Source organism: Enterobacter sp. CGMCC 5087 (genome assembly GCF_003144775.1).
Classification (GTDB): domain Bacteria; phylum Pseudomonadota; class Gammaproteobacteria; order Enterobacterales; family Enterobacteriaceae; genus Enterobacter; species Enterobacter cloacae_M.
The window spans coordinates 1-26252 of record NZ_QFXN01000153.1; the positions used below are offsets into that span (position 1 = coordinate 1).

Annotated in this window: 20 protein-coding genes; 12 read left to right on the forward strand and 8 right to left on the reverse strand. The window is 57.0% G+C overall.

The window, feature by feature from the left end:
* The 6 genes from DEO48_RS14745 to rluA all read left to right on the forward strand — a co-directional run.
* On the forward strand, nt 1-828 hold an 828-nt coding region (locus DEO48_RS14745; RefSeq protein WP_258306105.1), incomplete at its 5' end, for an FGGY-family carbohydrate kinase.
* 10 nt (nt 829-838) lie between these two features.
* On the forward strand, nt 839-2341 hold the full coding sequence (araA, locus tag DEO48_RS14750; protein ID WP_023310371.1) for an L-arabinose isomerase: 1503 nt from the start codon (nt 839-841) through the stop codon (nt 2339-2341).
* 86 nt (nt 2342-2427) lie between these two features.
* A complete protein-coding gene (araD, locus tag DEO48_RS14755) occupies nt 2428-3123 on the forward strand; it encodes an L-ribulose-5-phosphate 4-epimerase (RefSeq protein ID WP_039260840.1) in 696 nt (231 codons plus the stop codon).
* 74 nt (nt 3124-3197) lie between these two features.
* Nucleotides 3198-5555, forward strand: a complete 2358-nt coding sequence (polB, locus tag DEO48_RS14760; protein WP_109845582.1) for a DNA polymerase II — start codon at nt 3198-3200, stop codon at nt 5553-5555.
* Nucleotides 5556-5683: 128 nt separating this feature from the next.
* Nucleotides 5684-8590: an RNA polymerase-associated protein RapA gene (rapA, locus tag DEO48_RS14765; RefSeq protein ID WP_109845583.1), complete on the forward strand. Its 2907-nt coding sequence runs from the start codon at nt 5684-5686 to the stop codon at nt 8588-8590.
* Between the two features lie 12 nt (nt 8591-8602).
* A complete protein-coding gene (gene rluA / locus DEO48_RS14770) occupies nt 8603-9262 on the forward strand; it encodes a bifunctional tRNA pseudouridine(32) synthase/23S rRNA pseudouridine(746) synthase RluA (protein ID WP_008502014.1) in 660 nt (219 codons plus the stop codon).
* 28 nt (nt 9263-9290) lie between these two features.
* Here rluA and djlA read toward each other — a convergent pair whose 3' ends face one another.
* Nucleotides 9291-10106, reverse strand: a complete 816-nt coding sequence (gene djlA, locus DEO48_RS14775; RefSeq protein WP_023310366.1) for a co-chaperone DjlA — start codon at nt 10104-10106, stop codon at nt 9291-9293.
* Nucleotides 10107-10345: 239 nt separating this feature from the next.
* Here djlA and lptD point away from each other — a divergent pair, with 239 nt between their 5' ends.
* The 6 genes from lptD to apaH are packed head-to-tail and all read left to right on the forward strand — an operon-like array spanning nt 10346 to nt 17075.
* Nucleotides 10346-12697, forward strand: coding sequence for an LPS assembly protein LptD (gene lptD, locus DEO48_RS14780; protein WP_109845584.1), 2352 nt, complete (start codon nt 10346-10348; stop codon nt 12695-12697).
* 53 nt (nt 12698-12750) lie between these two features.
* Entirely contained in the window at nt 12751-14037 is a 1287-nt protein-coding gene (gene surA, locus DEO48_RS14785; protein WP_109845585.1) for a peptidylprolyl isomerase SurA, read from the forward strand.
* Nucleotides 14037-15023, forward strand: coding sequence for a 4-hydroxythreonine-4-phosphate dehydrogenase PdxA (gene pdxA, locus DEO48_RS14790; protein ID WP_109845586.1), 987 nt, complete (start codon nt 14037-14039; stop codon nt 15021-15023). Before surA ends, pdxA begins: the two co-directional genes overlap by 1 nt.
* Entirely contained in the window at nt 15020-15841 is an 822-nt protein-coding gene (rsmA, locus tag DEO48_RS14795) for a 16S rRNA (adenine(1518)-N(6)/adenine(1519)-N(6))-dimethyltransferase RsmA (protein ID WP_023310362.1), read from the forward strand. The genes pdxA and rsmA overlap by 4 nt, the downstream gene beginning before the upstream one ends.
* Nucleotides 15842-15844: 3 nt before the next feature.
* Nucleotides 15845-16222, forward strand: a complete 378-nt coding sequence (gene apaG, locus DEO48_RS14800) for a Co2+/Mg2+ efflux protein ApaG (RefSeq protein ID WP_023310361.1) — start codon at nt 15845-15847, stop codon at nt 16220-16222.
* Between the two features lie 4 nt (nt 16223-16226).
* Nucleotides 16227-17075, forward strand: coding sequence for a bis(5'-nucleosyl)-tetraphosphatase (symmetrical) ApaH (gene apaH / locus DEO48_RS14805; RefSeq protein ID WP_023310360.1), 849 nt, complete (start codon nt 16227-16229; stop codon nt 17073-17075).
* A gap of 39 nt (nt 17076-17114) precedes the next feature.
* Here the strand turns inward: apaH and folA are convergent, their stop codons facing one another.
* The 7 genes from folA to dapB form a co-directional block, all read right to left on the reverse strand.
* The gene (gene folA / locus DEO48_RS14810) at nt 17115-17594 is read right to left on the reverse strand and encodes a type 3 dihydrofolate reductase (protein ID WP_109845587.1); all 480 of its coding nucleotides are present in this window, start codon (nt 17592-17594) and stop codon (nt 17115-17117) included.
* Between the two features lie 114 nt (nt 17595-17708).
* Nucleotides 17709-19574, reverse strand: a complete 1866-nt coding sequence (gene kefC, locus DEO48_RS14820) for a glutathione-regulated potassium-efflux system protein KefC (RefSeq protein ID WP_109845589.1) — start codon at nt 19572-19574, stop codon at nt 17709-17711.
* Complete coding sequence (gene kefF / locus DEO48_RS14825) at nt 19567-20097, reverse strand: glutathione-regulated potassium-efflux system oxidoreductase KefF (protein ID WP_023310358.1); 531 nt, start codon at nt 20095-20097, stop codon at nt 19567-19569. Before kefF ends, kefC begins: the two co-directional genes overlap by 8 nt.
* A gap of 103 nt (nt 20098-20200) precedes the next feature.
* Nucleotides 20201-20434 carry a YgdI/YgdR family lipoprotein gene (locus tag DEO48_RS14830; RefSeq protein WP_023310357.1) on the reverse strand — a complete coding sequence of 78 codons (234 nt, stop codon included), beginning with the start codon at nt 20432-20434 and terminating at the stop codon, nt 20201-20203.
* Nucleotides 20435-20572: 138 nt separating this feature from the next.
* Nucleotides 20573-23797 carry a carbamoyl-phosphate synthase large subunit gene (carB, locus tag DEO48_RS14835; protein WP_109845590.1) on the reverse strand — a complete coding sequence of 1075 codons (3225 nt, stop codon included), beginning with the start codon at nt 23795-23797 and terminating at the stop codon, nt 20573-20575.
* A gap of 18 nt (nt 23798-23815) precedes the next feature.
* Nucleotides 23816-24964, reverse strand: coding sequence for a glutamine-hydrolyzing carbamoyl-phosphate synthase small subunit (carA, locus tag DEO48_RS14840; protein WP_109845591.1), 1149 nt, complete (start codon nt 24962-24964; stop codon nt 23816-23818).
* A gap of 453 nt (nt 24965-25417) precedes the next feature.
* Nucleotides 25418-26239, reverse strand: a complete 822-nt coding sequence (gene dapB / locus DEO48_RS14845; protein ID WP_109845592.1) for a 4-hydroxy-tetrahydrodipicolinate reductase — start codon at nt 26237-26239, stop codon at nt 25418-25420.
* Nucleotides 26240-26252: the final 13 nt, after the last annotated feature.

A 26252-nucleotide genomic window follows, 5' to 3' on the forward strand; every position in this document is an offset into this window, starting at 1 on the left:
ACCTCCACCTGCGACATCCTGACGGCGGATAAAGGCACCGTCGGCGACCGCGCGGTGAAAGGCATCTGCGGCCAGGTTGACGGCAGCGTGGTGCCGGACTTTATCGGTCTGGAAGCCGGTCAGTCCGCGTTTGGCGATATCTATGCCTGGTTTGGCCGCGTGCTCGGCTGGCCGCTGGACCAGCTGGCGGCGGCGCATCCTGAACTGAAAACACAGATAGCAGAGAGCAAAAAGCAGCTCCTGCCGCAGCTCACCGAAGCCTGGGCAAAAAATCCGTCTCTCGATCACCTGCCGGTGGTGCTGGACTGGTTTAATGGCCGCCGCACGCCGTTTGCCAACCAGCGACTGAAAGGAGTGATCACCGATCTCAACCTGGCGACCGACGCCCCTACGCTGTTCGGCGGTCTGATTGCCGCAACGGCCTTCGGTGCCCGCGCCATTATGGAGTGCTTCACCGGGCAGGGCATCGATGTAAACAACGTGATGGCGCTGGGCGGCATCGCCCGTAAAAACCCGGTGATCATGCAGGCCTGCTGCGACGTGCTGAACCGTCCGCTGCAGATTGTGGCCTCCGATCAGTGCTGCGCGCTGGGCGCGGCGATTTTCGCCGCCGTGGCCGCGGGGGTCCATGCCGACATCCCGACCGCACAGCAGCATATGGCGAGCGCCGTCGAAAACACGCTCCAGCCGCGCGCCCAGCAGGCACAGCGCTTTGAACAGCTTTATCAGCGCTACCAGCAATGGGCAAAAAGCGCCGAACTTCACTATCTCCCTGTCGCCGCCCCGGCCAAAAGCACCGCGGACACTACGGCAACCCTGACCCATTAAGGACACGATGATGACCATTTTTAATAACTATGAAGTGTGGTTTGTGATTGGCAGCCAGCATCTGTACGGACCGGAAGCGCTGCAGCAGGTGACGAAACACGCGGAGCACGTCGTTAACGCGCTGAATGCGGAAGCTAAACTGCCGTGCAAACTGGTGCTGAAACCGCTGGGCACCACGCCGGATGAAATTACCCACATCTGCCGCGACGCCAACTACGACGATAAATGCGCCGGTCTGGTGGTGTGGCTGCACACCTTCTCACCCGCCAAAATGTGGATCAACGGCCTGTCTATCCTCAACAAACCGCTGCTGCAGTTCCATACCCAGTTCAACGCCTCCCTGCCGTGGGACAGCATCGACATGGACTTTATGAACCTGAACCAGACCGCGCACGGCGGCCGCGAGTTCGGCTTCATCGGCGCGCGTATGCGCCAGCAGCACGCGGTGGTCACCGGCCACTGGCAGGACGGCAAGGCGCAACAGCGTATCGGCTCCTGGATGCGCCAGGCAGTATCCAAACAGGATACCCGCCATCTCAAAGTGGTGCGTTTTGGCGACAACATGCGTGAAGTGGCGGTCACCGACGGCGATAAAGTGGCCGCGCAGATCAAGTTCGGCTTCTCCGTGAATACCTGGGCCGTGGGCGACCTGGTGCAGGTGGTGAATGAAATCAGCGACGGCGACGTGAGCGCGCTGGTGGACGAGTACGAAAGCAGCTACCGCCTGACGCCTGCGGCACAAATCAACGGTGACAAGCGTCAGAACGTGCTGGACGCGGCGCGCATTGAGCTGGGCATGAAGCGCTTCCTGGAACAGGGCGGCTTCCACGCCTTTACCACTACCTTTGAAGACCTCCACGGCCTGAAACAGCTGCCGGGTCTGGCAGTACAACGTCTGATGCAGCAGGGCTACGGCTTTGCGGGCGAAGGCGACTGGAAAACTGCCGCTCTGCTTCGCATCATGAAGGTGATGTCAACCGGTCTGCAGGGCGGCACCTCCTTCATGGAGGACTACACCTACCACTTCGAAAACGGCAATGACCTGGTGCTCGGCTCGCACATGCTGGAAGTGTGCCCGACGATCGCCGTGGAAGAGAAACCGATCCTCGACGTGCAGTACCTCGGCATCGGCGGCAAAGCGGATCCGGCGCGTCTGATCTTCAACACCCGTACGGGCCCGGCCATCAACGCCAGCCTGATCGACCTGGGCGATCGCTTCCGCCTGCTGGTGAACTGCGTCGATGCGGTTGAAACGCCGCACTCTCTGCCGAAACTGCCGGTGGCCAACGCCCTGTGGAAAGCACAGCCTGACCTGCCAACCGCCTCAGAGGCCTGGATCCTGGCCGGTGGCGCGCACCACACGGTGTTCAGCCACGCGCTGGATCTGAACGACATGCGTCAGTTCGCCGAGCTGCACGACATCGAGCTGACCGTCATTGATAACGATACCCGCCTGCCCGCCTTCAAAGACGCGCTGCGCTGGAACGAAGTCTATTACGGTTCAAAACGCTAAGTACGGAATGCCCGGTGGCGCTGCGTTTACCGGGCCTACGGTTCTGTAAGCCGGATAAGCGAATCGCCATCCGGCAGGAGACAACAATGTTAGACGATCTCAAACGTCAGGTGCTCGAAGCCAACCTGGCGCTGCCGAAACATAATCTGGTCACCCTGACATGGGGCAACGTCAGCGCCGTTGACCGCGAAAAAGGCGTGTTCGTGATTAAGCCTTCCGGCGTGGATTACACGGTGATGACCGCAGACGATATGGTCGTTGTCAGCCTTGAGACCGGCGAAGTGGTCGAAGGTAAGAAAAAACCGTCCTCCGATACGCCGACTCACCGCCTGCTGTACCGGTCATTCCCGACCATCGGCGGCATCGTGCATACCCATTCGCGCCACGCCACCATCTGGGCGCAGGCGGGCCAGTCCATCCCGGCGACCGGCACCACGCACGCTGACTACTTTTACGGCACCATTCCCTGCACGCGTCTGATGACCGACGCCGAGATTAACGGTGAGTACGAGTGGGAAACGGGGAACGTGATTGTCGAAACCTTCGAAAAACAGGGGATCGACGCCGCGCAGATGCCCGGCGTGCTGGTGCACTCCCACGGCCCGTTTGCCTGGGGTAAAAACGCAGAAGACGCGGTGCATAACGCCATCGTGCTCGAAGAGGTCGCCTATATGGGGATCTTCTGTCGCCAGCTGGCGCCGCAGCTGCCGGATATGCAGCAAACCCTGCTGGATAAGCATTACCTGCGCAAGCACGGCGCGAAGGCCTATTACGGTCAGTAGACTGTATATAAACCCAGCATTAAATTCTTAACCAGGCTATAATCAGGCTTGGTTTTGTTTTCTGGGATAACGGCGTGGCGCAGGCGCAAGAAGGTTTTTTACTGACCCGACACTGGCGGGATACCCCTCAGGGCACCGAGGTCGCGTTCTGGCTGGCAACCGATAACGGTCCGCTGCACGTTACGCTGCCCCCGCAGGAATCCGTTGCCTTTATTCCTGAAGCCAACGTCGAGAAGGTGAAGCAGCTGCTGCGCGGCGAAAACGGCTGGCGCATCACCCCGCTTGAGCTGAAAGATTTCCACCGCCAGCCGGTTTACGGCCTCTACTGTCGCGCCCATCGCCAGCTGATGCGCTATGAAAAACTGCTCCGCGAGGCGGGCGTGACTCTCTACGAGGCGGATATCCGCCCACCGGAACGCTTTCTGATGGAGCGGTTTATTACCGCCCCCGTCTGGGTCGACGGCACCGCGCATAGCGGCAGCCTCGTTAACGCGCGCATGAAGCCCAATCCGCACTACCGCCCGCCGCTGAAGTGGGTCTCTCTGGATATCGAAACCACCCGCCACGGTGAACTGTACTGCATCGGTCTGGAAGGCTGCGGCGATCGTGTTGTCTATATGCTCGGGCCGCCGAATGGCGATGCCTCCGCGCTGGATTTCCGGCTTGAGTACGTCAACAGCCGCCCGCAGCTGCTGGAGAAGCTTAACCAGTGGTTTGCCGACAACGACCCCGACGTCCTGATCGGCTGGAACGTGGTGCAGTTCGACCTGCGCGTGCTGCAAAAGCACGCCGAGCGCTACCGCATCCCGCTGATGCTGGGGCGCGGAAACAGCGAGCTGGAATGGCGTGAGCACGGTTTTAAGAACGGCGTTTTCTTCGCGCAGGCTAACGGTCGCCTGATTATCGACGGCATCGAGGCGCTTAAGTCCGCCTTCTGGAATTTCTCCTCTTTCTCTCTGGAAGCCGTCGCGCAGGAGCTGCTTGGCGAAGGTAAATCCATCGACAACCCCTGGGACAGAATGGACGAGATCGACCGGCGCTTTAATGAAGATAAACCGGCGCTTGCCACCTATAACCTGAAAGACTGCGAGCTGGTCACGCAGATTTTCCACAAAACCGAGATTATGCCGTTCCTGCTGGAGCGCGCGACGGTAAACGGCCTGGCGGTCGACAGGCACGGTGGATCGGTTGCCGCCTTTAGCCACCTCTATTTTCCGCGCATGCACCGGGCGGGATACGTCGCCCCCAACCTCGGGGACGTGCCGCCGCAGGCCAGCCCCGGCGGATACGTCATGGACTCCCGACCAGGATTGTATGACTCCGTTCTGGTGCTGGACTACAAAAGCCTCTACCCGTCGATTATCCGCACCTTCCTCATCGATCCCGTCGGGCTGGTTGAGGGCATGGCCCAGCCGGATGATGAGCACAGCACGGAAGGTTTCCTCGGCGCACGCTTCTCGCGGGAAAAACACTGTCTGCCTGAAATCGTGGGAAACATCTGGCACGGCCGCGATGAGGCCAAGCGCCACGGCAACAAGCCCCTTTCTCAGGCGCTAAAAATCATTATGAATGCTTTTTACGGCGTGCTGGGCACCAGCGCCTGCCGCTTCTTTGATCCACGTCTGGCCTCCTCTATCACCATGCGCGGGCACGAGATCATGCGCCAGACCAAAGCGCTGATTGAGTCCCGGGGCTATGACGTCATCTACGGCGACACGGACTCCACCTTTGTGTGGCTTAAGGGCGCGCATTCAGAAGACGACGCCGCGCAAATCGGCAAAGCGCTGGTCGCCTTCGTGAACGACTGGTGGCAGGAACATTTGCAGAAAGAGCGGTTAACCAGCGCGCTGGAGCTGGAATTTGAAACCCATTTCGCCCGCTTTTTAATGCCCACCATTCGCGGCACCGATCAGGGCAGCAAGAAGCGCTACGCCGGGCTGATTCAGGAAGGCGACGCGCAGCGGATGGTTTTTAAAGGGCTGGAGACGGTACGTACCGACTGGACGCCGCTGGCGCAGCAGTTCCAGCAGACGCTCTATCTGCGGGTGTTTCGCAATGAGCCGTATCAGGACTACGTGCGCGAGACGATAGCCAGCCTGATGGCGGGCGAACTTGACGCGCAGCTGGTGTACCGCAAGCGCCTGCGCCGCCCGCTGGCGGAGTACCAGCGCAACGTTCCACCGCACGTACGCGCCGCGCGTCTGGCGGATGAAGAAAACGTACGCCGCGGCCGCGCGCCGCAGTATCAAAACCGGGGAACCATTAAATACGTCTGGACCATTAGCGGCCCGGAACCCGTGGATTATCAGCATTCTCCTCTGGATTACGAACACTATCTGACGCGTCAGCTTCAGCCGGTTGCCGACGGAATTTTGCCCTTCATCGACGATGATTTTGCTACACTAGTGACAGGGCAACTTGGCCTATTTTGACGCGTGACGAAATGGCTGCCATCCAGTACCATAGCGCCCTTTCCATTCCCGGACCCATTTTTCGATGACCGTCTTTTTTGACGGTAGTCGAACTATTGCCTGCAATTAAAGATTAGAGCCGAACAACTATGCCTTTTACACTTGGTCAACGCTGGATCAGCGATACAGAAAGCGAACTTGGATTAGGAACCGTCGTAGCAATCGATACGCGTATGGTTACCCTCCTCTTCCCTGCCACCGGTGAAAACCGTCTGTACGCTCGCAATGACTCCCCTGTAACCCGCGTGATGTTTAATCCGGGTGACACCGTGACCAGCCATGACGGCTGGCAGCTCAAGATTGAAGACGTAAAAGAAGAGAATGGACTGCTCGCCTACATTGGTACTCGTCTTGATACGGATGAAGCCAATGTCGTCCTGCGTGAAGTGCTTCTCGACAGCAAACTGGTGTTCAGTAAGCCGCAGGACCGCCTGTTTGCCGGGCAAATCGACCGTATGGATCGCTTCTCCCTGCGCTATCGCGCGCGTAAGTTCCAGAGTGAACAGTACCGCATGCCGTGGAGCGGCCTGCGCGGCCAGCGCACCAGCCTGATCCCCCACCAGCTGAACATCGCCCACGACGTGGGCCGTCGCCACGCGCCGCGCGTGCTGCTGGCAGATGAAGTGGGCCTGGGTAAAACCATCGAAGCGGGCATGATCCTGCATCAACAGCTGCTTTCCGGCGCTGCAGAACGCGTGCTGATCGTGGTGCCAGAAACCCTGCAGCACCAGTGGCTGGTTGAAATGCTGCGCCGCTTTAACCTGCGTTTCTCTCTGTTCGATGACGAACGCTATGCCGAAGCGCAGCACGACGCCGACAACCCGTTTGAAACCGAACAGCTGGTCATTTGCTCCCTGGACTTCGTGCGCCGCAGCAAGCAGCGTCTTGAGCACCTGTGCGATGCCGAGTGGGACATTATGGTTGTTGACGAGGCGCACCATCTGGTCTGGAGCGAAGACGCGCCGAGCCGCGAATATATGGCTATCGAGCAGCTTGCCGAGCGCGTGCCTGGCGTTCTGCTGCTGACCGCAACGCCGGAGCAGCTGGGTCTGGAAAGCCACTTCGCCCGCTTGCGCCTGCTCGATCCAAACCGTTTCCACGACTTTGCGCAATTCGTGGAAGAACAAAATAACTACCGCCCGGTCGCCGATGCCGTCGCCATGCTGCTGGCGGGCAAGCGTCTTTCTGATGACGAACTCAACACCCTGAGCGATCTGATTGGCGAGCAGGATATCGAGCCGCTTTTGCAGGCTGCGAACAGCGACAGCGACAACGCGGAATCCGCGCGTAAAGAGCTGATCGACATGCTGATGGATCGCCACGGCACCAGCCGCGTGCTGTTCCGAAACACCCGTAACGGCGTCAAAGGCTTCCCGAAACGCGAGCTGCATACGATTAAGCTGCCGCTGCCGACGCAGTATCAGACGGCGATTAAAGTCTCCGGCATTATGGGGGCGCGCAAAACTCAGGAAGAGCGCGCCCGCGACATGCTTTATCCGGAACAAATCTACCAGGAGTTTGAAGGCGATACCGGCACCTGGTGGAACTTCGATCCGCGCGTGGAGTGGCTGATGGGCTACCTGACCGCGCACCGCTCCCAGAAAGTGCTGGTGATCTGCGCCAAAGCGGCCACCGCGCTGCAGCTGGAGCAGGTTCTGCGCGAGCGTGAAGGCATTCGCGCCGCCGTGTTCCACGAAGGCATGTCCATCGTCGAGCGCGACCGCGCCGCGGCGTGGTTCGGGGAAGAGGACAGCGGCGCACAGGTTCTGCTGTGCTCGGAAATCGGCTCTGAAGGCCGTAACTTCCAGTTCGCCAGCAACCTGGTGATGTTCGATCTGCCGTTTAACCCGGATCTGCTCGAGCAGCGTATCGGCCGTCTGGATCGTATCGGTCAGGCGCATGATATTCAGATCCACGTGCCGTATCTCGAAAAAACCGCGCAGTCCGTGCTGGTACGCTGGTTCCACGAAGGTCTGGACGCGTTTGAACATACCTGCCCGACGGGCCGCACCATTTATGATCAAGTGCATGGCGATCTGATCGGCTACCTGGCCGCGCCGGAAAACGCGGAAGGGTTTGATGAGCTGATCAAGTCCTGCCGTGAGAGGCACGACGCGCTGAAAGCGCAGCTGGAGCAAGGGCGTGACCGCCTGCTGGAGATCCACTCCAACGGCGGTGAAAAAGCGCAGGCGCTTGCCGAGAGCATTGAAGAGCAAGATGATGACACCAGCCTGATCGGCTTCTCCATGAACCTGTTCGACATCGTCGGCATCAACCAGGACGATCGCGGCGAGAACCTGATTGTCCTGACCCCGTCCGATCACATGCTGGTTCCGGATTTCCCGGGCCTGCCGGAAGATGGCTGCACCATCACCTTCGAGCGTGACGTGGCGCTGTCCCGCGAAGATGCCCAGTTCATCACCTGGGAACACCCGCTGATCCGCAATGGGCTGGACCTGATTCTCTCCGGCGATACCGGCAGCAGCACCATCTCCCTGTTGAAAAACAAGGCGCTGCCGGTGGGCACCCTGCTGGTAGAGCTGATCTACGTTGTGGAAGCGCACGCGCCGAAACAGCTGCAGCTCACCCGCTTCCTGCCGCCAACGCCCGTCCGCCTGCTGCTGGACAAAAACGGCACTAACCTGGCAGGACAGGTTGAATTCGAGAGTTTCAACCGACAGCTGAGCGCGGTAAACCGCCATACGGGCAGCAAACTGGTGAACGCGGTACAGCAGGATGTGCACGCGATTCTGCAACTGGGCGAAACCCAGATTGAAAAAGCGGCCAGAGCGCTGATTGACGCCGCGCGCAGTGAAGCCGACGAGAAACTGTCTGCGGAGCTGTCCCGTCTGGAGGCGTTAAAAGCCGTCAACCCGAACATCCGTGACGACGAGCTGGCGGCGATTGAAAGCAACCGTCAGCAGGTGCTGGAAAGCCTGAATCAGGCTGGCTGGCGTCTGGATGCCCTGCGTCTTATCGTTGTGACGCATCAGTAAACGGAGCGCAAGATGGTGATGGAGCCTTACAATCCGCCGCAGGATCCCTGGCTGGTCATTCTGTATCAGGATGAACACATTATGGTGGTCAATAAGCCCAGCGGTCTGTTGTCCGTGCCGGGGCGTCTGGACGAGCACAAAGACAGCGTGATGACGCGCATTCAGCGCGATTATCCGCAGGCGGAGTCAGTCCATCGCCTGGATATGGCCACCAGCGGCGTGATTGTGGTGGCGCTGAATAAAGCGGCGGAACGCGAGTTAAAGCGTCAGTTCCGCGAGCGCGAGCCGAAAAAGCAGTATGTCGCCCGCGTCTGGGGCCACCCCGCGCAGGCGGAAGGTCTGGTGGATTTACCGCTGATCTGCGACTGGCCGAACCGGCCTAAGCAGAAGGTGTGTTACGAAACCGGCAAGGCCGCGCAGACCGAGTACGAAGTGCTGGAGTACGCGCCGGATAATACCGCGCGCGTCCTGCTTAAGCCGATTACCGGACGTTCGCACCAGCTGCGCGTGCATATGCTCGCCCTGGGTCATCCGATTCTGGGTGACCGCTTCTACGCGCCGCCTGAAGCGCTGGCCTTAGCGCCACGTCTGCAGCTGCACGCGCAGACGCTCACCATTACCCATCCGGCCTTCGGTAACGCGATGACGTTTAAAGCCCCGGTGGACTTCTAAAAAAAAGCCCGACATCGTCGGGCTTTTTTTATTTGAAACCTTTCTTCTCTTTTATGAGCTCGTACGCCTTCTGGATTTCCTGCGCTTTTTGCTTCGCCATCTCCATCATTTCTGGCGGTAAGCCTTTCGCGACCAGTTTGTCCGGATGGTGTTCACTCATGAGCTTGCGATAGGCACGTTTAATCGTGGTCTGATCGTCAGAGGGCTTAACGCCAAGCACGTTACAGGCGTCTTCCAGCGTCGGACCACGCTGCGCCTGCTGCCAGGCACCGCCGGACGACTGCTGATGATAGCCACCACCAAACTGCGCCCCGCCCTGCATCATGCGCAGGAACTGGTCGAACTGCATACGGGAGATGCCCAGCTCTTCCGCAATGACGTACAGCACGTCACGCTCATTAGGGTGAAGTGAGCCGTCTGCGAAGGCAGCCTGGATTTGAATTTCCAGAAACATCCGAATTAAATCAAAACGTCCAAAGCAGATGCTGCGGAACTGACGCATTTTTTCGCGAAGCGGATAATTATCCGACTTACCGATGCGAAACGCATTTTGCGCTGCCAGACGGGAGTCGCCGTGCAGGTTCATGCGATCCATAAAAACGCTGGCAATCTGAATATCGGCTTCTGTGACACGCCCTTTGGATTTGGTTAAGTGCCCCATGACCTCAAAGGTGGTAGAGAAAAAGAGTGACTGACGCTCGCGCTGATTGGCAAACCAGGCCATTTTGCGGCTGCGCGCCTTATCAAACATATGGCCGATAATAAGCCCAAGCACAATTCCCCAGAACCCGGCACCCATGATGATGGCGAACGCAACGCCGATTATTTTACCCCAATACTGCATATACTCCCCGGATAGTCATATTCCTGGCCGACGCAACGTCATCATCACTGTGTTCAAGTCACGGTCAATTGAAGGACATCGCCTATAATTTGCTTTATCATACTCGTCATTCGATAGCGAGCCTAACACTCTGGCACGCAAACGGGCAGGATTAACGCTGGTACTGCGCAGATGAGTAAGATAGTCTCTGAGCGTTTGTAAGCCGTAGCCACTGATGACGGAACAATAAAATACAACGTATGAAAAAACGTATCCCCACCCTCCTGGCCACAATGATTGGCTCCGCCCTGTACAGTCAACAGGGGCTGGCGGCCGATCTCGCCTCGCAGTGTATGCTTGGCGTCCCAAGTTATAATCGCCCACTGGTGAGTGGCGATACAAATAGCTTGCCGGTAACCATTACTGCCGACAGTTCGAAAGGGACTTACCCTGACAATGCCACGTTTACGGGCAATGTCGATATTAACCAGGGCAATAGCCGCCTGCAGGCAGACGAAGTGCAGCTGCACCAGAAGCAGCCGGAAGGTGCGGCCGAGCCGGTACGAACGGTGGATGCGCTGGGTAATGTGCACTATGACGACAATCAGGTCATCCTGAAAGGTCCGAAAGCCTGGTCAAACCTGAATACTAAAGATACTAACGTCTGGAAAGGTGATTACCAGATGGTGGGTCGCCAGGGACGCGGCGACGCTGACCTGATGAAACAGCGCGGTGAAAACCGCTATACGATCCTGGAAAACGGTACGTTCACATCATGTCTGCCGGGTTCAAATACCTGGAGCGTGGTCGGGAGCGAGGTTATCCATGACCGCGAAGAGCAGGTCGCAGAGATCTGGAACGCCCGCTTTAAGCTGGGTCCAGTACCCATATTCTACAGCCCTTATCTGCAGCTTCCCGTCGGTGACAAACGTCGCTCCGGTTTCCTGATCCCGAATGCCAAATACAGCACGTCGAACTACTTTGAGTTCTACCTGCCGTATTACTGGAACATCGCGCCAAACATGGATGCGACGATCACGCCGCACTATATCCACAAGCGCGGCAACATCATGTGGGAAAACGAGTTCCGCTATCTGACCCACGCCGGTGCGGGTCTGATGGAGCTGGATTATCTGCCGTCGGATAAAGTCTTCCAGGACGAACATCCGACCGAAGGCGACAAGCACCGCTGGTTATTCTACTGGCAGCATGCCGGGGTGATGGATCAGGTATGGCGCTTTAATGTTGACTACACTAAAGTTAGCGATTCGTCTTATTTTAATGACTTCTCGTCCAAATACGGCTCAAGTACCGATGGCTATGCCACGCAGAAATTCAGCGTAGGCTATGCGGTACAGAACTTTGACGCAACCGTCTCGACTAAGCAATTCCAGGTATTTTCCGACCAGTCAACGCCTACATATGGGGCAGAGCCACAACTGGACGTTAACTGGTATCAGAATGATGTGGGTCCATTCGACACCCGGGTTTACGCTCAGGCGGTACATTTCGTTAACACGGATTCGGACATGCCTGAAGCGACGCGTGTTCACCTTGAGCCGACGATCAATCTGCCGTGGTCTAACGACTGGGCGAGCCTGAATACCGAAGCCAAGCTGATGGCGACTCACTATCAGCAAAAAAATATCGATAATTACAATGCCAGTAGAAATGCCAACCTTGAAGAGTCGGTCAACCGAACGCTTCCGCAGTTCAAAATGGACGGGAAGCTGATCTTCGAACGTGATATGGCTCTGCTGGCGGATGGTTATACCCAGACGCTTGAACCGCGTATGCAGTATTTGTACGTGCCATACCGCGACCAGAGCAAAATCCAGAACTACGACTCCTCTTTACTGCAGTCTGACTACAGCGGCCTGTTCCGTGACCGTACTTACGGCGGTCTTGACCGCATCGCGTCTGCTAACCAGTTAACGACCGGCGTCACAACACGTGTTTATGATGATGCTGCCGTTGAACGTTTTAACGTTTCTGTTGGTCAAATCTACTATTTCACCGAGTCTCGTACCGGTGATGACAACATTAACTGGGAGAAAGATAACAAAACGGGATCGCTGGTCTGGGCGGGAGATACTTACTGGCGTATGACCGATCGTTGGGGTCTGCGCGGTGGTGTGCAATATGACACTCGCCTCGATAATATTGCCACAAGTAGTGCGGCTATTGAGTACCGTCGCGATGAAGACCGTATGGTCCAGTTGACGTATCGTTACGCCAGCCCGGAATATATTCAGGCAACATTGCCATCTTATGCTGGCTCTGAACGTTATAAAGACGGTATTTCGCAGGTGGGTGGCGCAGCGAGTTGGCCAATCGCCGACCGCTGGTCAATCGTAGGCGCATACTACTTCGACACTAACGCCAATAAAGCTGCTGACCAGATGGTGGGTCTGCAATATAACTCCTGCTGTTACGCGCTGCGTGTCGGCTACGAACGCAAGCTTAACGGCTGGGATACTCAAAACAATCAGAGCAAATACGATAACGTGATTGGCTTTAACTTCGAGTTACGCGGTCTGAGTTCCAACTACGGTCTGGGTACGCAGAAAATGCTGCGCTCGAATATTCTGCCGTACAGTAGCGCCTTGTAATGTGCTTGATTTGCAACGTAATCCGCTTTGCGGTTAATTGAAATGGAAAAAGTATGAAGAACTGGAAAACGCTGCTGCTCGGTGTCGCTATGGTTGCGAATACCAGCTTCGCCGCCCCCCAGGTTGTTGATAAAGTCGCTGCTGTGGTTAACAACGGCGTCGTGCTTGAAAGTGACGTTGACGGTCTGATGAAATCGGTGAAGCTCAATTCGGGCGAAGCCGGTCAACAGCTTCCGGATGACGCAACGCTGCGCCACCAGATCCTGGAGCGTCTGATCATGGATCAGATCGTTCTGCAGATGGGGCAGAAAATGGGTGTGAAGGTCACTGACGAGCAGCTCGATCAGGCGATCGCTAACATCGCGAAGCAGAACAATATGTCTTTAGACCAGATGCGCAGCCGCCTGGCCTATGACGGCATCAGCTACGCCACCTACCGTAACCAGATCCGTAAAGAGATGCTGATTTCGGAAGTGCGTAACAACGAAGTGCGTCGCCGCGTTACCATCCTGCCTCAGGAAGTTGACGCGCTGGCAAAACAGGTGGGTAACCAGAACGATGCGAGCACAGAGCTGAACCTGAGCCACATTCTGATCCCACTGCCAGAGAACCCAACGTCCGATCAGGCTGCGGAAGCCGAAAGCCAGGCGCGTTCTATTGTTGAACAGGCGCGTAACGGCGGCGACTTTGGCAAGCTGGCGATCGCCTACTCCGCTGATCAACAGGCGCTGAAAGGCGGCCAGATGGGCTGGGGCCGTATTCAGGAGCTGCCATCCATCTTTGCCCAGGCGCTGAGCACGGCGAAGAAAGGGGATATCGTCGGTCCTATCCGTTCAGGCGTGGGCTTCCACATTCTGAAGGTGAACGATCTGCGCGGCCAGAGCCAAAATATCTCCGTCACCGAAGTTCACGCTCGCCACATTCTTCTGAAACCGTCACCGATCATGACTGACGATCAGGCGCGTGTGAAGCTGGAACAGATCGCAGCTGACATTAAGAGCGGTAAAACCTCATTTGCGAAAGCAGCAAAAGAGTTCTCTCAGGATCCAGGCTCAGCTAACCAGGGCGGCGATCTGGGCTGGGCGGCTGCGGATATCTACGATCCTGCCTTCCGCGATGCGTTGATGAAGCTGAACAAAGGCCAGATCAGCGCGCCGGTCCACTCTTCATTCGGCTGGCATCTGATCGAGCTGATGGACACCCGTAACGTTGATAAAACGGATGCGGCACAGAAAGACAGAGCCTACCGTATGCTGTTTAACCGTAAGTTCTCTGAAGAAGCAGCAACCTGGATGCAGGAACAACGCGCCAGCGCTTACGTGAAAGTTTTGAGCAACTAATGAAACAGCATCGTGTTGTTATCACGCCCGGCGAGCCCGCCGGGATTGGGCCTGACCTCGTTGTCCAGCTCGCCCAGCGCAGCTGGCCGGTAGAACTGGTTGTCTGCGCCGATGCAACACTGTTACAAGACCGGGCAACGCTGCTCGGTCTGCCTTTAACGCTCATCCCTTACGTTGAAGGCCAACAGCCTGCACCCCAGCAAGCCGGTACGCTCACCCTTCTTTCAGTTCCCCTTCGTACGCCGGTCAACCCGGGCCAGCTCAGCACGGAAAACGGTCACTATGTCGTTGAAACCCTTGCGCGCGCCTGCGACGGTTGCCTGAAGGGCGAATTTGCCGCTCTGATCACCGGCCCCGTCCACAAAGGCGTCATCAACGAAGCGGGTATACCGTTTACAGGGCATACGGAGTTCTTCGAAGAGCGCTCGCACAGCCCGAAAGTGGTGATGATGCTGGCGACGGAGGAGATGCGCGTTGCGCTGGTGACCACCCATCTGCCGATCAAAGCCATTCCTGACGCGATCACCCCTGAACTCCTGCGCGAGATCATCGGGATTTTGCATCACGATCTGCAGACAAAGTTTGGGATCCCGCAGCCGCACGTGCTGGTTTGTGGCCTCAATCCGCACGCTGGTGAAGGCGGGCACATGGGCACCGAAGAGATCGACACCATCATTCCGGTACTCAACGAAATGCGGGAGAAGGGGATGAACCTCAGCGGGCCGCTGCCTGCAGATACCCTTTTCCAGCCGAAATACCTGGATAATGCCGACGCCGTGCTCGCGATGTACCACGATCAGGGTCTGCCCGTGCTAAAATACCAGGGCTTTGGCCGCGGAGTGAATATCACCCTCGGTTTACCCTTTATTCGAACGTCCGTTGACCACGGTACTGCGCTGGATCTGGCAGGCCAGGGGAAAGCGGATGTCGGCAGTTTTATTACGGCGCTTAATCTCGCCATCAAAATGATTGTTAATACTCAATGACTAATCGAGTCCATCAGGGCCACTTAGCCCGTAAACGTTTCGGGCAAAACTTCCTTAACGATCAGTTCGTGATCGAAAGCATTGTCTCGGCTATTAATCCGCAAAAAGGTCAGGCGATGGTCGAAATCGGCCCGGGCCTTGCCGCGCTGACCGAGCCGGTAGGCGAACGCCTCGACGAGCTGACCGTCATCGAACTGGACCGCGATCTGGCCGCACGCCTGCAAACGCACCCGTTCCTCGGGCCGAAGCTGACCATCTATCAGCAGGACGCCATGACCATGAACTTTGGCGAGCTGTCCGAAAAAATGGGCCAGCCGCTGCGCGTCTTCGGCAACCTGCCGTACAACATCTCCACGCCGCTCATGTTTCACCTCTTTAGCTATACTGATGCCATTGCCGACATGCACTTCATGTTGCAAAAAGAGGTTGTTAACCGTCTGGTTGCAGGCCCGAACAGTAAAGCGTATGGTCGTTTAAGCGTGATGGCACAGTATTACTGCAACGTGATCCCGGTACTCGAAGTACCGCCGTCAGCGTTCACACCACCACCGAAAGTGGATTCAGCGGTTGTGCGCCTCGTGCCGCACAAGACGAAACCGTATCCGGTTAAAGATCTGCGCGTACTGAGCCGCATTACCACAGAAGCCTTTAACCAGCGCCGTAAAACGATCCGTAACAGCCTGAGCAATTCGTTTACCGTTGAGGTGTTAGCCGAGCTGGGGATCGACCCGGCAATGCGTGCGGAGAACATTTCCGTAGAGCAGTACTGCAAGCTGGCTAATTACATCAGCGATAATGCGCCGCCGAAGGAGAGTTAAGCCATGATTGATTCGCCCCGCGTATGTGTCCATGTACAAAGCGTCTATGTTGAATCACAGTCCTCACCGGACGAAGAACGTTTTGTTTTCGCTTACACCGTGACCATTCGCAATCTGGGGCGGATGCCCGTGCAGCTGCGCGGGCGCTACTGGCTTATCACTAACGGCAATGGCCGCGAAATCGAAGTTCAGGGCGAAGGTGTGGTTGGTGAACAGCCCCACATCGCCCCTGGCGAAGAGTACCAGTACACCAGCGGCGCGGTGATTGAAACGCCGATGGGTACTATGCAAGGCCATTATGAAATGGTCGACGTCGATGGCAATGATTTCCGCGTTGCCATTCCTGTGTTCCGTCTCGCCGTAACCACACTCATTCATTAATCTAATGTCTACATATCTGATTGGCGACGTTCACGGTTGCTACGATGAACTGATCGCATTATTAAAACAGGTCGACTTTACGCCAGGACAGGACACGCTCTGGCTGACGGGCGATTTAGTCGCGCGTGGCCCCGGCTCCCTTGAAGTATTACGTTTCGTCAAATCGCTGGGCGACAGCGTCCGCATGGTGCTGGGCAATCACGATCTGCATCTGCTGGCGGTTTTCGCCGGGATCAGCCGCAACAAGCCTAAAGATCGCCTCACCCCACTGCTGGATGCGCCGGACGCAGACGATCTGATTAACTGGCTGCGCCGTCAGCCCCTGCTGCAGATCGACGAAGAGAAAAAGCTGGTCATGGCGCATGCCGGAATCACGCCACAATGGGATCTTGAGACGGCGAAAACCTGCGCGCGTGACGTTGAGGCGGTGCTGGCGAGCGACTCGTATCCTTTCTTCCTCGATGCCATGTACGGCGATATGCCAAACCACTGGAGCGAGGATCTCAGCGGTCTGGCCCGTCTGCGCTTTATCACCAACGCGTTCACCCGCATGCGTTTCTGCTTCCCGAACGGACAGCTGGATATGTATTCCAAAGAGACGCCGGAGAGCGCGCCCGCTCCGCTGAAACCGTGGTTTGCCATTCCGGGGCCGGTGACAAGCGAGTACAGCGTGGTATTTGGCCACTGGGCTGCGCTGGAAGGAAAAGGAACACCGGAAGGGATTTACGGTCTGGATACCGGATGCTGCTGGGGCGGAGAGTTAACCTGCTTACGCTGGGAAGATAAAGCTTACTTTGTGCAGCCGTCCAACCGACAGCTGGACTTAGGGGAAAGTGAGGCCGTTGCCTCCTGATACGCTATTCCCTCTCCCGGCCGGGAGAGGGAAAATCACTTAACGACGTTCCAGAATCTCGAAGCAGTAGCTGTGGGAGTTCTGTGCATCCGCGTCGTGGAATTCGCTGAATACCGATTCCCACTCGTCCGGATCGTAGTCCGGGAAATGGGTATCCCCTTCCACTTCTGCATCAATGTGGGTCAGATACAGCTTCTGCGCTTTTGGCAGGAACTGCTCGTACACGCGCCCACCGCCAATCACCATGATCTCTTCGGCACTGCCGCATGCAGCAATCGCCTCGTCTACTGATTTTACCCATTCGACGCGATCGTCAGTGCCCGGCTGGCTGCTGATAACGATATTCTTACGGCCCGGCAATGGACGACCAATCGACTCCCAGGTCAGGCGGCCCATCACTACCGGCTTGTTTAACGTAGTACGTTTAAACCATGCGAGATCGGCAGGCAGGTTCCACGGCATGGCATTTTCCATACCGATAACGCGGTCCACCGCCAGCGCTGCAATCAGACTGATCATTGAAAATTTCCCGGATGCAAAAAATTGCCGCCACTATACGGAAAGCTTAATCTTTCGTCGACTGGCGGCAGGGTAAAGATAAAGAAATTTTTTAATATTGCTGGCAACTCCACTTCACGCGGAAGGTTTACTCTCCGGTTCGTCAGACGGATCGCCGGTATGCTTGCCCTCTTCCGTGCCCTGCCAGCCGTGACGCTGGATCAGCGACAGGTGATTACGGTCCTCGTTAATGATTTCCGTCAGCATGGCGCTGGTGCGTTTAAACACCGCCGCACGCTCGGTGGCCGAACTCCCGGCCATCGCCGCCATCTCTTCGACCATCTCGGTGTTAAAGCGGCGGAACAGGTCCGCACGCTCACGCGCTTCATACGCGCCGAGCCCCAGATTTTCCAGCGCCATACGGCCAGATTTCAGCGCGCCTTCGAAGGTTTCACGCTCAGGGGCTTCTACGCCCGCTTGCCTGAGACGGATATAATGATCCACATCGCGGGCACGGGAAATAATGGTCAGATCCGGGAAATGTTCTTTCGCCATTTCCACCATCTGCATGCTGGTCTCCGGATCGTCAATCGCGTTAATCAATACCTCCGCTTTGGCCGCACCGGCGGATTCCAATAGATCGACGCGGGTCGCATCGCCGTAAAAGACCTTCATATCAAATTTACGCAGAGTATCGACATGGTCGGGGTCGTGATCGAGGATAACCATCTTCACCCCGCTGGACAGCAGCAGACGGCCAACGATCTGCCCGTAGCGGCCAAATCCGGCAATGATGACGCGCGGCTGTTCTTCGTCAATTTCATCGGCTTCGCGCTCCTGCTCGCTGTCCGATTTTTCCAGGCGCGTCAGCACCACCAGCAGAACGGGCGTTGCGGCCATCGAGAGCGCGACCGCCAGCGTCAGCGCTTTCGCCCACTCGGGATCGAGCACGTTTGCCATCTGCGCGGCGCCAAAGACCACGAACGCAAATTCACTCCCCTGCCCCAGCAGCACGGCGAACCAGCGGCGTTGCCTGCCCGGCACGTTCAATGGGCGAGCAATCAGCCACAGCATCACCATTTTAATGACCAGGAAGCCGACGAGCAGGATGACGATCCGCAGCGGGTGCGTCACCAGCGTGCCGAAATCGACGGACATCCCGACGCCGATGAAAAACAGCCCCAGCAGCAGTCCTTTGAACGGCTCGATATCGCTTTCCAGCGCGTGACGGTATTCAGAGCTCGCCAGCAGAACGCCTGCGAGGAACGCCCCCATCGCCATCGATAGCCCGGCCTCCTCCAGCAGCAGACCGAAGCCAAACACCAGGAACAGCGCCACGGCGCTGAACACTTCGCGCAGGCCAGAGCGGGCAACAAACCGCAGCAGCGGGCGGGTCACGTAGCGACCAAGCAGCACCACCAGCGCCAGCGCGCCCGCCACCTTCAGCGCCGACAGCGCAAAAGCGCCCAGCGTGGTAGACGAACCGCTGGCCGCCAGCAGCGGGATCATCGCCACCAGCGGGATAGCGGCAATGTCCTGGAACAGCAGCACTGAGAACGCGCTGCGTCCCATCTGGGATACCGTCAGATTTCGCTCGTTCATCGCCTGCATGGCAATCGCCGTGGAGGAGAGCGCCAGCGTCATGCCGATGAGCTCTGCCACTTTCCAGTCCATACCCAACAGGATGCAGAACCCACCCAGCAGCAGGCCGCAGGCCACCATCTGCAGCGCGCCGCCGCCAAATACCGAGGCGCGAAGCTTCCACAGCCGCTGCGGGTCGAGCTCCAGGCCAATCACAAACAGCATCAGCACCACGCCGATTTCAGCGAAATGGAGAATCGCCTCGGCATCCGTGACCAGCCGAAAGCCCCACGGCCCAATGACGCAGCCCGCAATCAGGTAGCCGAGCACCGAACCCAGCCCCAGGCGTACCGCCACGGGCACAATCAGCGCCGCCGCGCCGAGGTAAATCAGCGCCTGTATCAGCGTATGGCTATCCATGGTGCGTCTCCTGCCACTCAAGTAAGCGTTGTTTATAATGGCGAGCCTGCGCCTGCAGCGTTTCATCGTCGCAAACAAACGTGCAGTGCATCGCAAACGGCGGGAGCCAGTTCAGGCCGCAATAGAGCGCAGTCGCCTGCAGCGGCTGCGCCAGGACGTCAAAACCCGGGAAGGAACCGATATCAAAATGGCTTTCACCGCCGCCGGTGGTGACCGCCCACATCAGGCTTTTTCCTTTTAGCGCATTGCCGTTGTGTCCGTACGCCCAGCCGTGGGAGAAGACTTTATCGATCCACAGCTTCAGGAGCGGGGGCGTGCTGTACCACTGCATCGGATGCTGCCAGATAATCAGATCGGCACGGGAAAGCGCCTCCTGCTCGGCGGCGATATCGATATTAAAATCGGGATAGAGTTGATAGAGGGAACGTATCTCTACGTTATCAAGCGTCCTTACCTGCTCAAGCATCCGCTTATTCGCATGCGAGTGCTGCGGATAAGGATGGGCATAAATTATCAGAATCATTGATTAGCCTGTTGTTACTGCTTTCTTTTAACAAAAGAGTGTAGTCAGTAATTCAACAGGCTAATAGTGAATATTATTGACGGGCTTACGTCAGAATTCTGAATTAGTTATCCAGCTCGCCCATGGATTTAACCTGGTCACGGTTGATCTGCTCGGTTTGACCGGTTTCGGCGTTTTTATACGACACCAGACCGGTATCGTCATCTACCTGCGGTTTGCCGTCGGTGACAATGGTTTTGCCATCGGTGGTTTTTACGGCCTGATTAGACGAACAGCCCGCAACGGTAAACATTGTCGTGGCAGCCAGAACGGAAGCGATCAGTAATTTATTTTGCATGGTGTTTTCCCCTGCTCTCAGTTGAATTTCGTTATCGACCTAACCATTTTAGGCTAACTGACTGAATGCGGATGAAAAACCAGAAGGTTCTGAAGATGGGAGAATGCCCGGCAACCGAACGGCACCGGGCATTTTTACTTACTTGCTAATCTGCGCGTGCATTTCCTGAACCGAAATCACCTTCTCGGTGGCATCCGCGTTCAGCGCCATGGCCGTCGCGAAACCGCCGTTCAGGGTGGTGTCGTAGTGCACTTTGTACTGCAGCGCGCTGCGGCGAATCAGCTTGGAGTCTTCAATCGCCTGGCGGCCTGCGGTGGTGTTGATGATGTAGGTGTATTCGCCATTCTTGATACGGTCCTGAATGTGCGGACGACCTTCATGCACCTTGTTCACCAGACGCGGGTTGATGCCGGCTTCGCCCAGCACAATCGCGGTGCCGTGGGTCGCGTCCAGCTCGAAGCCCTGTTTCAGCAGCTTGGCGGCCAGGTCAACCACGCGCTCTTTATCGCCTTCACGAACGGAGAGCAGCGCACGGCCTGATTTTCTCATGGTGGAGCTACTGCCCAGCTGCGCCTTCGCGAACGCTTCTGCGAAGGTGCGGCCCACGCCCATCACTTCCCCGGTAGAGCGCATTTCTGGCCCTAACAGCGGGTCAACGCCCGGGAATTTGTTGAACGGCAGCACCACTTCTTTCACCGAGTAGTACGGTGGAATGATCTCTTTGGTCACGCCCTGCTGCGCCAGCGTCTGGCCCGCCATCACGCGCGCCGCGACTTTCGCCAGCGGTACGCCGGTGGCTTTGGAGACGAACGGTACGGTACGTGCCGCACGCGGGTTCACTTCAATCAGATAGACTTCGTTGTCTTTCACCGCGAACTGGACGTTCATCAGACCGCGAACCTGCAGCTCGAAGGCCAGCTTCTGCACCTGCTGGCGCATCACGTCCTGAATCTCCTGGCTCAGCGTGTACGCCGGCAGAGAACAGGCGGAGTCGCCGGAGTGCACGCCAGCCTGCTCGATGTGCTCCATGATGCCGCCAATCAGCACCATTTCGCCGTCGCAGATGGCGTCAACGTCCACTTCCACAGCGTCGTCGAGGAAGCGGTCGAGCAGCACTGGCGCATCGTTAGACACGCTCACCGCGGTCTGGAAGTAGCGACGCAGGTCGGCCTCGTCATAAACGATTTCCATCGCGCGGCCGCCCAGCACGTAGGAAGGACGCACCACCAGCGGGTAGCCAATCTCTTTCGCCTTCTCAACGGCCATTTCAATGGCGGTCACGGTGGCGTTCGCCGGCTGTTTCAGCTTCAGACGGTCAACCGCCTGCTGGAAACGCTCGCGGTCTTCCGCACGGTCAATCGCGTCCGGGCTGGTGCCGATAACCGGCACGCCTGCTGCTTCCAGCGCGCGCGCCAGCTTCAGCGGGGTCTGGCCGCCGTACTGCACGATAACGCCTTTTGGCTTCTCGATGCGCACGATTTCCAGCACGTCTTCCAGGGTAACCGGCTCGAAGTAGAGGCGGTCAGAGGTGTCGTAGTCGGTAGAGACGGTTTCCGGGTTACAGTTGACCATGATGGTCTCGTAACCGTCTTCGCGCAGCGCCAGGGAGGCGTGTACGCAGCAGTAGTCGAACTCGATGCCCTGGCCGATACGGTTTGGACCGCCGCCCAGCACCATAATCTTGTCGCGGTCGACGGACGGGTTCGCTTCACACTCGTCTTCATAGGTGGAGTACATGTAGGCGGTGTCGGTCGAGAATTCAGCCGCACAGGTGTCCACGCGCTTGTAGACCGGGTGCAGGTCATACTGGTCACGTAGCTTGCGGATTTCCGCTTCGCGCACGCCCGCCAGCTTAGCCAGACGCGCATCGGCGAAGCCTTTACGCTTCAGCACACGCAGGAAGTCAGAGTCCAGGCCGTTGATACCCAGCTCGGCCACTTTCTCTTCCAGACGCACCAGCTCTTCAATCTGGACCAGGAACCAGCGGTCGATGTTAGTCAGGTTGAACACACCGTCGACGGACAGACCGGCACGGAAGGCATCGGCGATGTACCAGATACGCTCTGCACCCGCGTCTTTCAGCTCGCGGCGGATTTTGGTCAGCGCTTCCGGGTCGTCCAGGCTCACTTTCGGGTCGAAACCGGTCGCGCCCACTTCCAGACCGCGCAGCGCTTTCTGCAGGGATTCCTGCTGCGTGCGGCCAATCGCCATCACTTCCCCGACAGATTTCATCTGCGTGGTCAGACGGTCGTTCGCGCCTGCAAATTTCTCGAAGTTAAAGCGTGGAATTTTGGTCACAACGTAGTCGATGGACGGCTCGAAGGACGCAGGGGTGCGGCCACCGGTGATGTCGTTCATCAGCTCGTCGAGGGTATAACCCACCGCCAGCTTCGCCGCCACTTTCGCAATCGGGAAGCCGGTCGCTTTAGAGGCCAGCGCGGAGGAACGGGACACGCGCGGGTTCATTTCGATAACAATCAGGCGGCCAGTTTTCGGGTTCACGGAGAACTGCACGTTTGAACCACCGGTTTCCACGCCGATTTCACGCAGTACCGCCATCGAGGCGTTACGCATGATTTGATACTCTTTGTCGGTCAGCGTCTGGGCTGGCGCAACGGTGATGGAGTCGCCGGTGTGGATACCCATCGCATCGAAGTTTTCGATGGAGCAGACGATGATGCAGTTGTCGTTTTTATCACGCACCACTTCCATCTCGTACTCTTTCCAGCCAATCAGCGATTCATCAATCAGCAGCTCTTTGGTTGGGGAGAGATCCAGACCGCGTTCGCAAATCTCTTCGAACTCTTCGCGGTTGTAGGCGATGCCGCCGCCGGTGCCGCCCATGGTGAACGATGGGCGGATGATGCACGGATAGCCCACGTCAGCCGCAACGGCCAGCGCTTCTTCCATGTTGTGTGCGATACCGGAACGCGCGGTGTCGAGGCCGATTTTCTTCATCGCCACGTCGAAGCGGCGACGGTCTTCTGCTTTATCAATCGCGTCGGCGGTCGCACCAATCATGGTCACGCCGAACTCTTCCAGCACGCCCTGACGCTCCAGCTCCAGCGCACAGTTCAGCGCCGTCTGGCCGCCCATGGTTGGCAGCACCGCGTCCGGACGCTCTTTCTCGATGATTTTACGCACCACTTCCCAGTGAATCGGCTCGATATAGGTCGCATCTGCCATTTCCGGGTCGGTCATGATGGTAGCCGGGTTAGAGTTCACCAGGATGACGCGATAACCCTCTTCACGCAGGGCTTTACACGCCTGCGCGCCGGAGTAGTCGAATTCGCAGGCCTGGCCGATGACGATCGGGCCAGCGCCAAGGATCAGGATGCTTTTTATGTCTGTACGTTTTGGCATTGTCTTCTCGGCTCCTGATTATTTAGCGGTCTTACGGTATTGCTCGATAAGTTCGATGAAGTGATCGAACAGCGGCGCGGCATCGTGTGGGCCCGGGCTGGCTTCCGGGTGACCCTGGAAGCTGAAAGCTGGCTTATCGGTACGATGAATGCCCTGCAGGGTGCCATCGAACAGCGACTTATGGGTCACGCGCAGGTTAGCCGGCATCGAGGCTTCATCGACGGCAAAGCCGTGGTTCTGCGCGGTGATCATCACCGTGTTGTTGTCGATGTCTTTCACCGGGTGGTTACCACCGTGGTGGCCGAACTTCATCTTAACGGTGTTCGCACCGCTCGCCAGCGCCAGCAGCTGATGGCCAAGGCAGATGCCGAATACCGGGATGTCGGTTTCCAGGAAGGACTTAATGGCGTCGATAGCGTAATCGCACGGCGCCGGGTCGCCAGGGCCGTTGGACAGGAAAATACCGTCCGGATTCATCTTCAGCACGTCTTCGGCAGACGTTTGTGCCGGCACCACCGTCAGGCGGCAGCCGCGGTCAACCAGCATGCGCAGGATGTTGCGCTTGGCGCCGAAATCGTAGGCCACCACGTGGAACGGCAGCTCGCTCTCTTTTTTCGCTTCCGGCAGGTCGCCTTCCAGCGTCCAGCTACCCTGAGTCCAGCTGTAGGCTTCAGCGGTAGTCACTTCTTTCGCCAGGTCCATGCCGTTCAGGCCCGGGAAGGCTTTCGCTTTCTCCAGCGCCAGCGTCGCATCGAGGTTATCACCCGCGATGATGCAGCCGTTCTGTGCACCCTTCTCGCGCAGCAGACGCGTTAACTTACGGGTATCGATATCGGCAATCGCCACGATGTTATGGCGCTTCAGGTAAGAAGAGAGGTCTTCGGTATTGCGGAAGTTGCTGGCAATCAGCGGCAGGTCGCGGATGACCAGGCCTTGCGCATGTACCTGAGAAGATTCTTCGTCAGCAGCATTGGTGCCGACATTGCCGATATGAGGATAAGTAAGAGTAACGATTTGGCGAGAATAGGAAGGATCAGTGAGGATTTCTTGATAACCGGTCATTGAAGTATTGAAAACGACTTCCCCAACCGCCGAACCCGTTGCCCCTATGGCCCGACCGATAAACTGGGTTCCGTCTTCCAGAACCAATAGCGCTGACTTAATCAAAACACCCTCCAGAGAATATTCACTCACTTTATTTGCATATTAATTCATAGCATGTCATGGATCAATGCAAATGTGTTGCCAGCGGATTTTTGGCAAACGGCGGCATTCTGGGGATTTGGTGGGTAAAAGTCAACTTAAAACGGATATTTTGTTTACTCTTTTGCAAGTCTTACGAGTGGAATACGGCTTAAGCGACAAAAAGATCAGGTAAATCACTGTGGAAAACGCTTGCGCGCCTGGTTTAATGAAAAGTTAGCTAGCGCAGCACCATAAAGTGGACCAAATGGTCAAAATTTACATTTCAGTAACGCTAAAATGCAATTTTAGATAGATATTTATGGCTTTGAAGTAAAACTCACCATAAAAAAGATAAAATAAAAGGGCAATAAAATATTGCCCTATGCAATCAAACAATTACGACTGCAATAACCACATCACGATGGGTAATAATGCTTACAAATTGTTGAGATCTAGCACGTCTCTCATATCAAAAAGGCCGTCTTTCTTGTTTTTAAGCCACAAAGCGGAACGTACCGCACCGTTGGCGAACGTCATTCGGCTGGAGGCTTTATGCGTAATTTCGACACGCTCGCCTATATCGGCGAACATCGCCGTGTGTTCGCCGACGATGTCACCCGCTCGCACGGTTGCAAAACCAATGGTGCCCGGCACGCGTTCGCCGGTGTAACCTTCACGGGTATAGACCGCGCAGTCTTTTAAATCTTTATCAAGTGCATGAGCAATCGCTTCGCCCATCGCCAGCGCCGTACCCGATGGCGCATCAACTTTGTAACGGTGGTGAGCTTCTACGATCTCAATATCGGTATAGTTGCCCATCACCTTCGCGGCCTTCTCCAGCAGCTTCAGCATGACGTTAACGCCCACGCTGAAGTTTGCGGCGAAGACAATCGCAATCTCTTTTGATGCATCATGGATAGCCTGCTTACCCGCATCGTCAAAACCGGTGGTGCCAATCACCATTCCTTTGCCGTGCTGACGGCAAAATGCCAGGTGGTTCAGGGTTCCTTCCGGACGGGTAAAATCGATGAACACATCAAAATCATCTTTCACCGCATCCAGGCTGCTTTGCACGGTGACGCCTGTCTTGCCCGCGCCTGCCAGTTCACCGGCATCGGCCCCAAGAAGCGACGAACCATCACGCTCCAGTGCAGCGCCAAGTGCCACGCCATCCATCTGAAGTGCCGCCTGAATCAGCTGACGACCCATACGTCCACCCGCGCCCGCAATAGCGACACGGATCTGTGCATCATGCATAGTTATTCTCTTA

Excerpts from the sequence above, each read along its gene's own strand:
- araA (WP_023310371.1), top strand. The coding sequence starts at position 839 with ATGACCATTTTTAATAACTATGAAGTGTGGTTTGTGATTGGCAGCCAG.
- araD (WP_039260840.1), top strand. The coding sequence starts at position 2,428 with ATGTTAGACGATCTCAAACGTCAGGTGCTCGAAGCCAACCTGGCGCTG.
- rapA (WP_109845583.1), top strand. The coding sequence starts at position 5,684 with ATGCCTTTTACACTTGGTCAACGCTGGATCAGCGATACAGAAAGCGAA.
- rluA (WP_008502014.1), top strand. The coding sequence starts at position 8,603 with ATGGTGATGGAGCCTTACAATCCGCCGCAGGATCCCTGGCTGGTCATT.
- djlA (WP_023310366.1), bottom strand. The coding sequence starts at position 10,106 with ATGCAGTATTGGGGTAAAATAATCGGCGTTGCGTTCGCCATCATCATG.
- lptD (WP_109845584.1), top strand. The coding sequence starts at position 10,346 with ATGAAAAAACGTATCCCCACCCTCCTGGCCACAATGATTGGCTCCGCC.
- surA (WP_109845585.1), top strand. The coding sequence starts at position 12,751 with ATGAAGAACTGGAAAACGCTGCTGCTCGGTGTCGCTATGGTTGCGAAT.
- pdxA (WP_109845586.1), top strand. The coding sequence starts at position 14,037 with ATGAAACAGCATCGTGTTGTTATCACGCCCGGCGAGCCCGCCGGGATT.
- rsmA (WP_023310362.1), top strand. The coding sequence starts at position 15,020 with ATGACTAATCGAGTCCATCAGGGCCACTTAGCCCGTAAACGTTTCGGG.
- apaG (WP_023310361.1), top strand. The coding sequence starts at position 15,845 with ATGATTGATTCGCCCCGCGTATGTGTCCATGTACAAAGCGTCTATGTT.
- apaH (WP_023310360.1), top strand. The coding sequence starts at position 16,227 with ATGTCTACATATCTGATTGGCGACGTTCACGGTTGCTACGATGAACTG.
- folA (WP_109845587.1), bottom strand. The coding sequence starts at position 17,594 with ATGATCAGTCTGATTGCAGCGCTGGCGGTGGACCGCGTTATCGGTATG.
- kefC (WP_109845589.1), bottom strand. The coding sequence starts at position 19,574 with ATGGATAGCCATACGCTGATACAGGCGCTGATTTACCTCGGCGCGGCG.
- kefF (WP_023310358.1), bottom strand. The coding sequence starts at position 20,097 with ATGATTCTGATAATTTATGCCCATCCTTATCCGCAGCACTCGCATGCG.
- DEO48_RS14830 (WP_023310357.1), bottom strand. The coding sequence starts at position 20,434 with ATGCAAAATAAATTACTGATCGCTTCCGTTCTGGCTGCCACGACAATG.
- carB (WP_109845590.1), bottom strand. The coding sequence starts at position 23,797 with ATGCCAAAACGTACAGACATAAAAAGCATCCTGATCCTTGGCGCTGGC.
- dapB (WP_109845592.1), bottom strand. The coding sequence starts at position 26,239 with ATGCATGATGCACAGATCCGTGTCGCTATTGCGGGCGCGGGTGGACGT.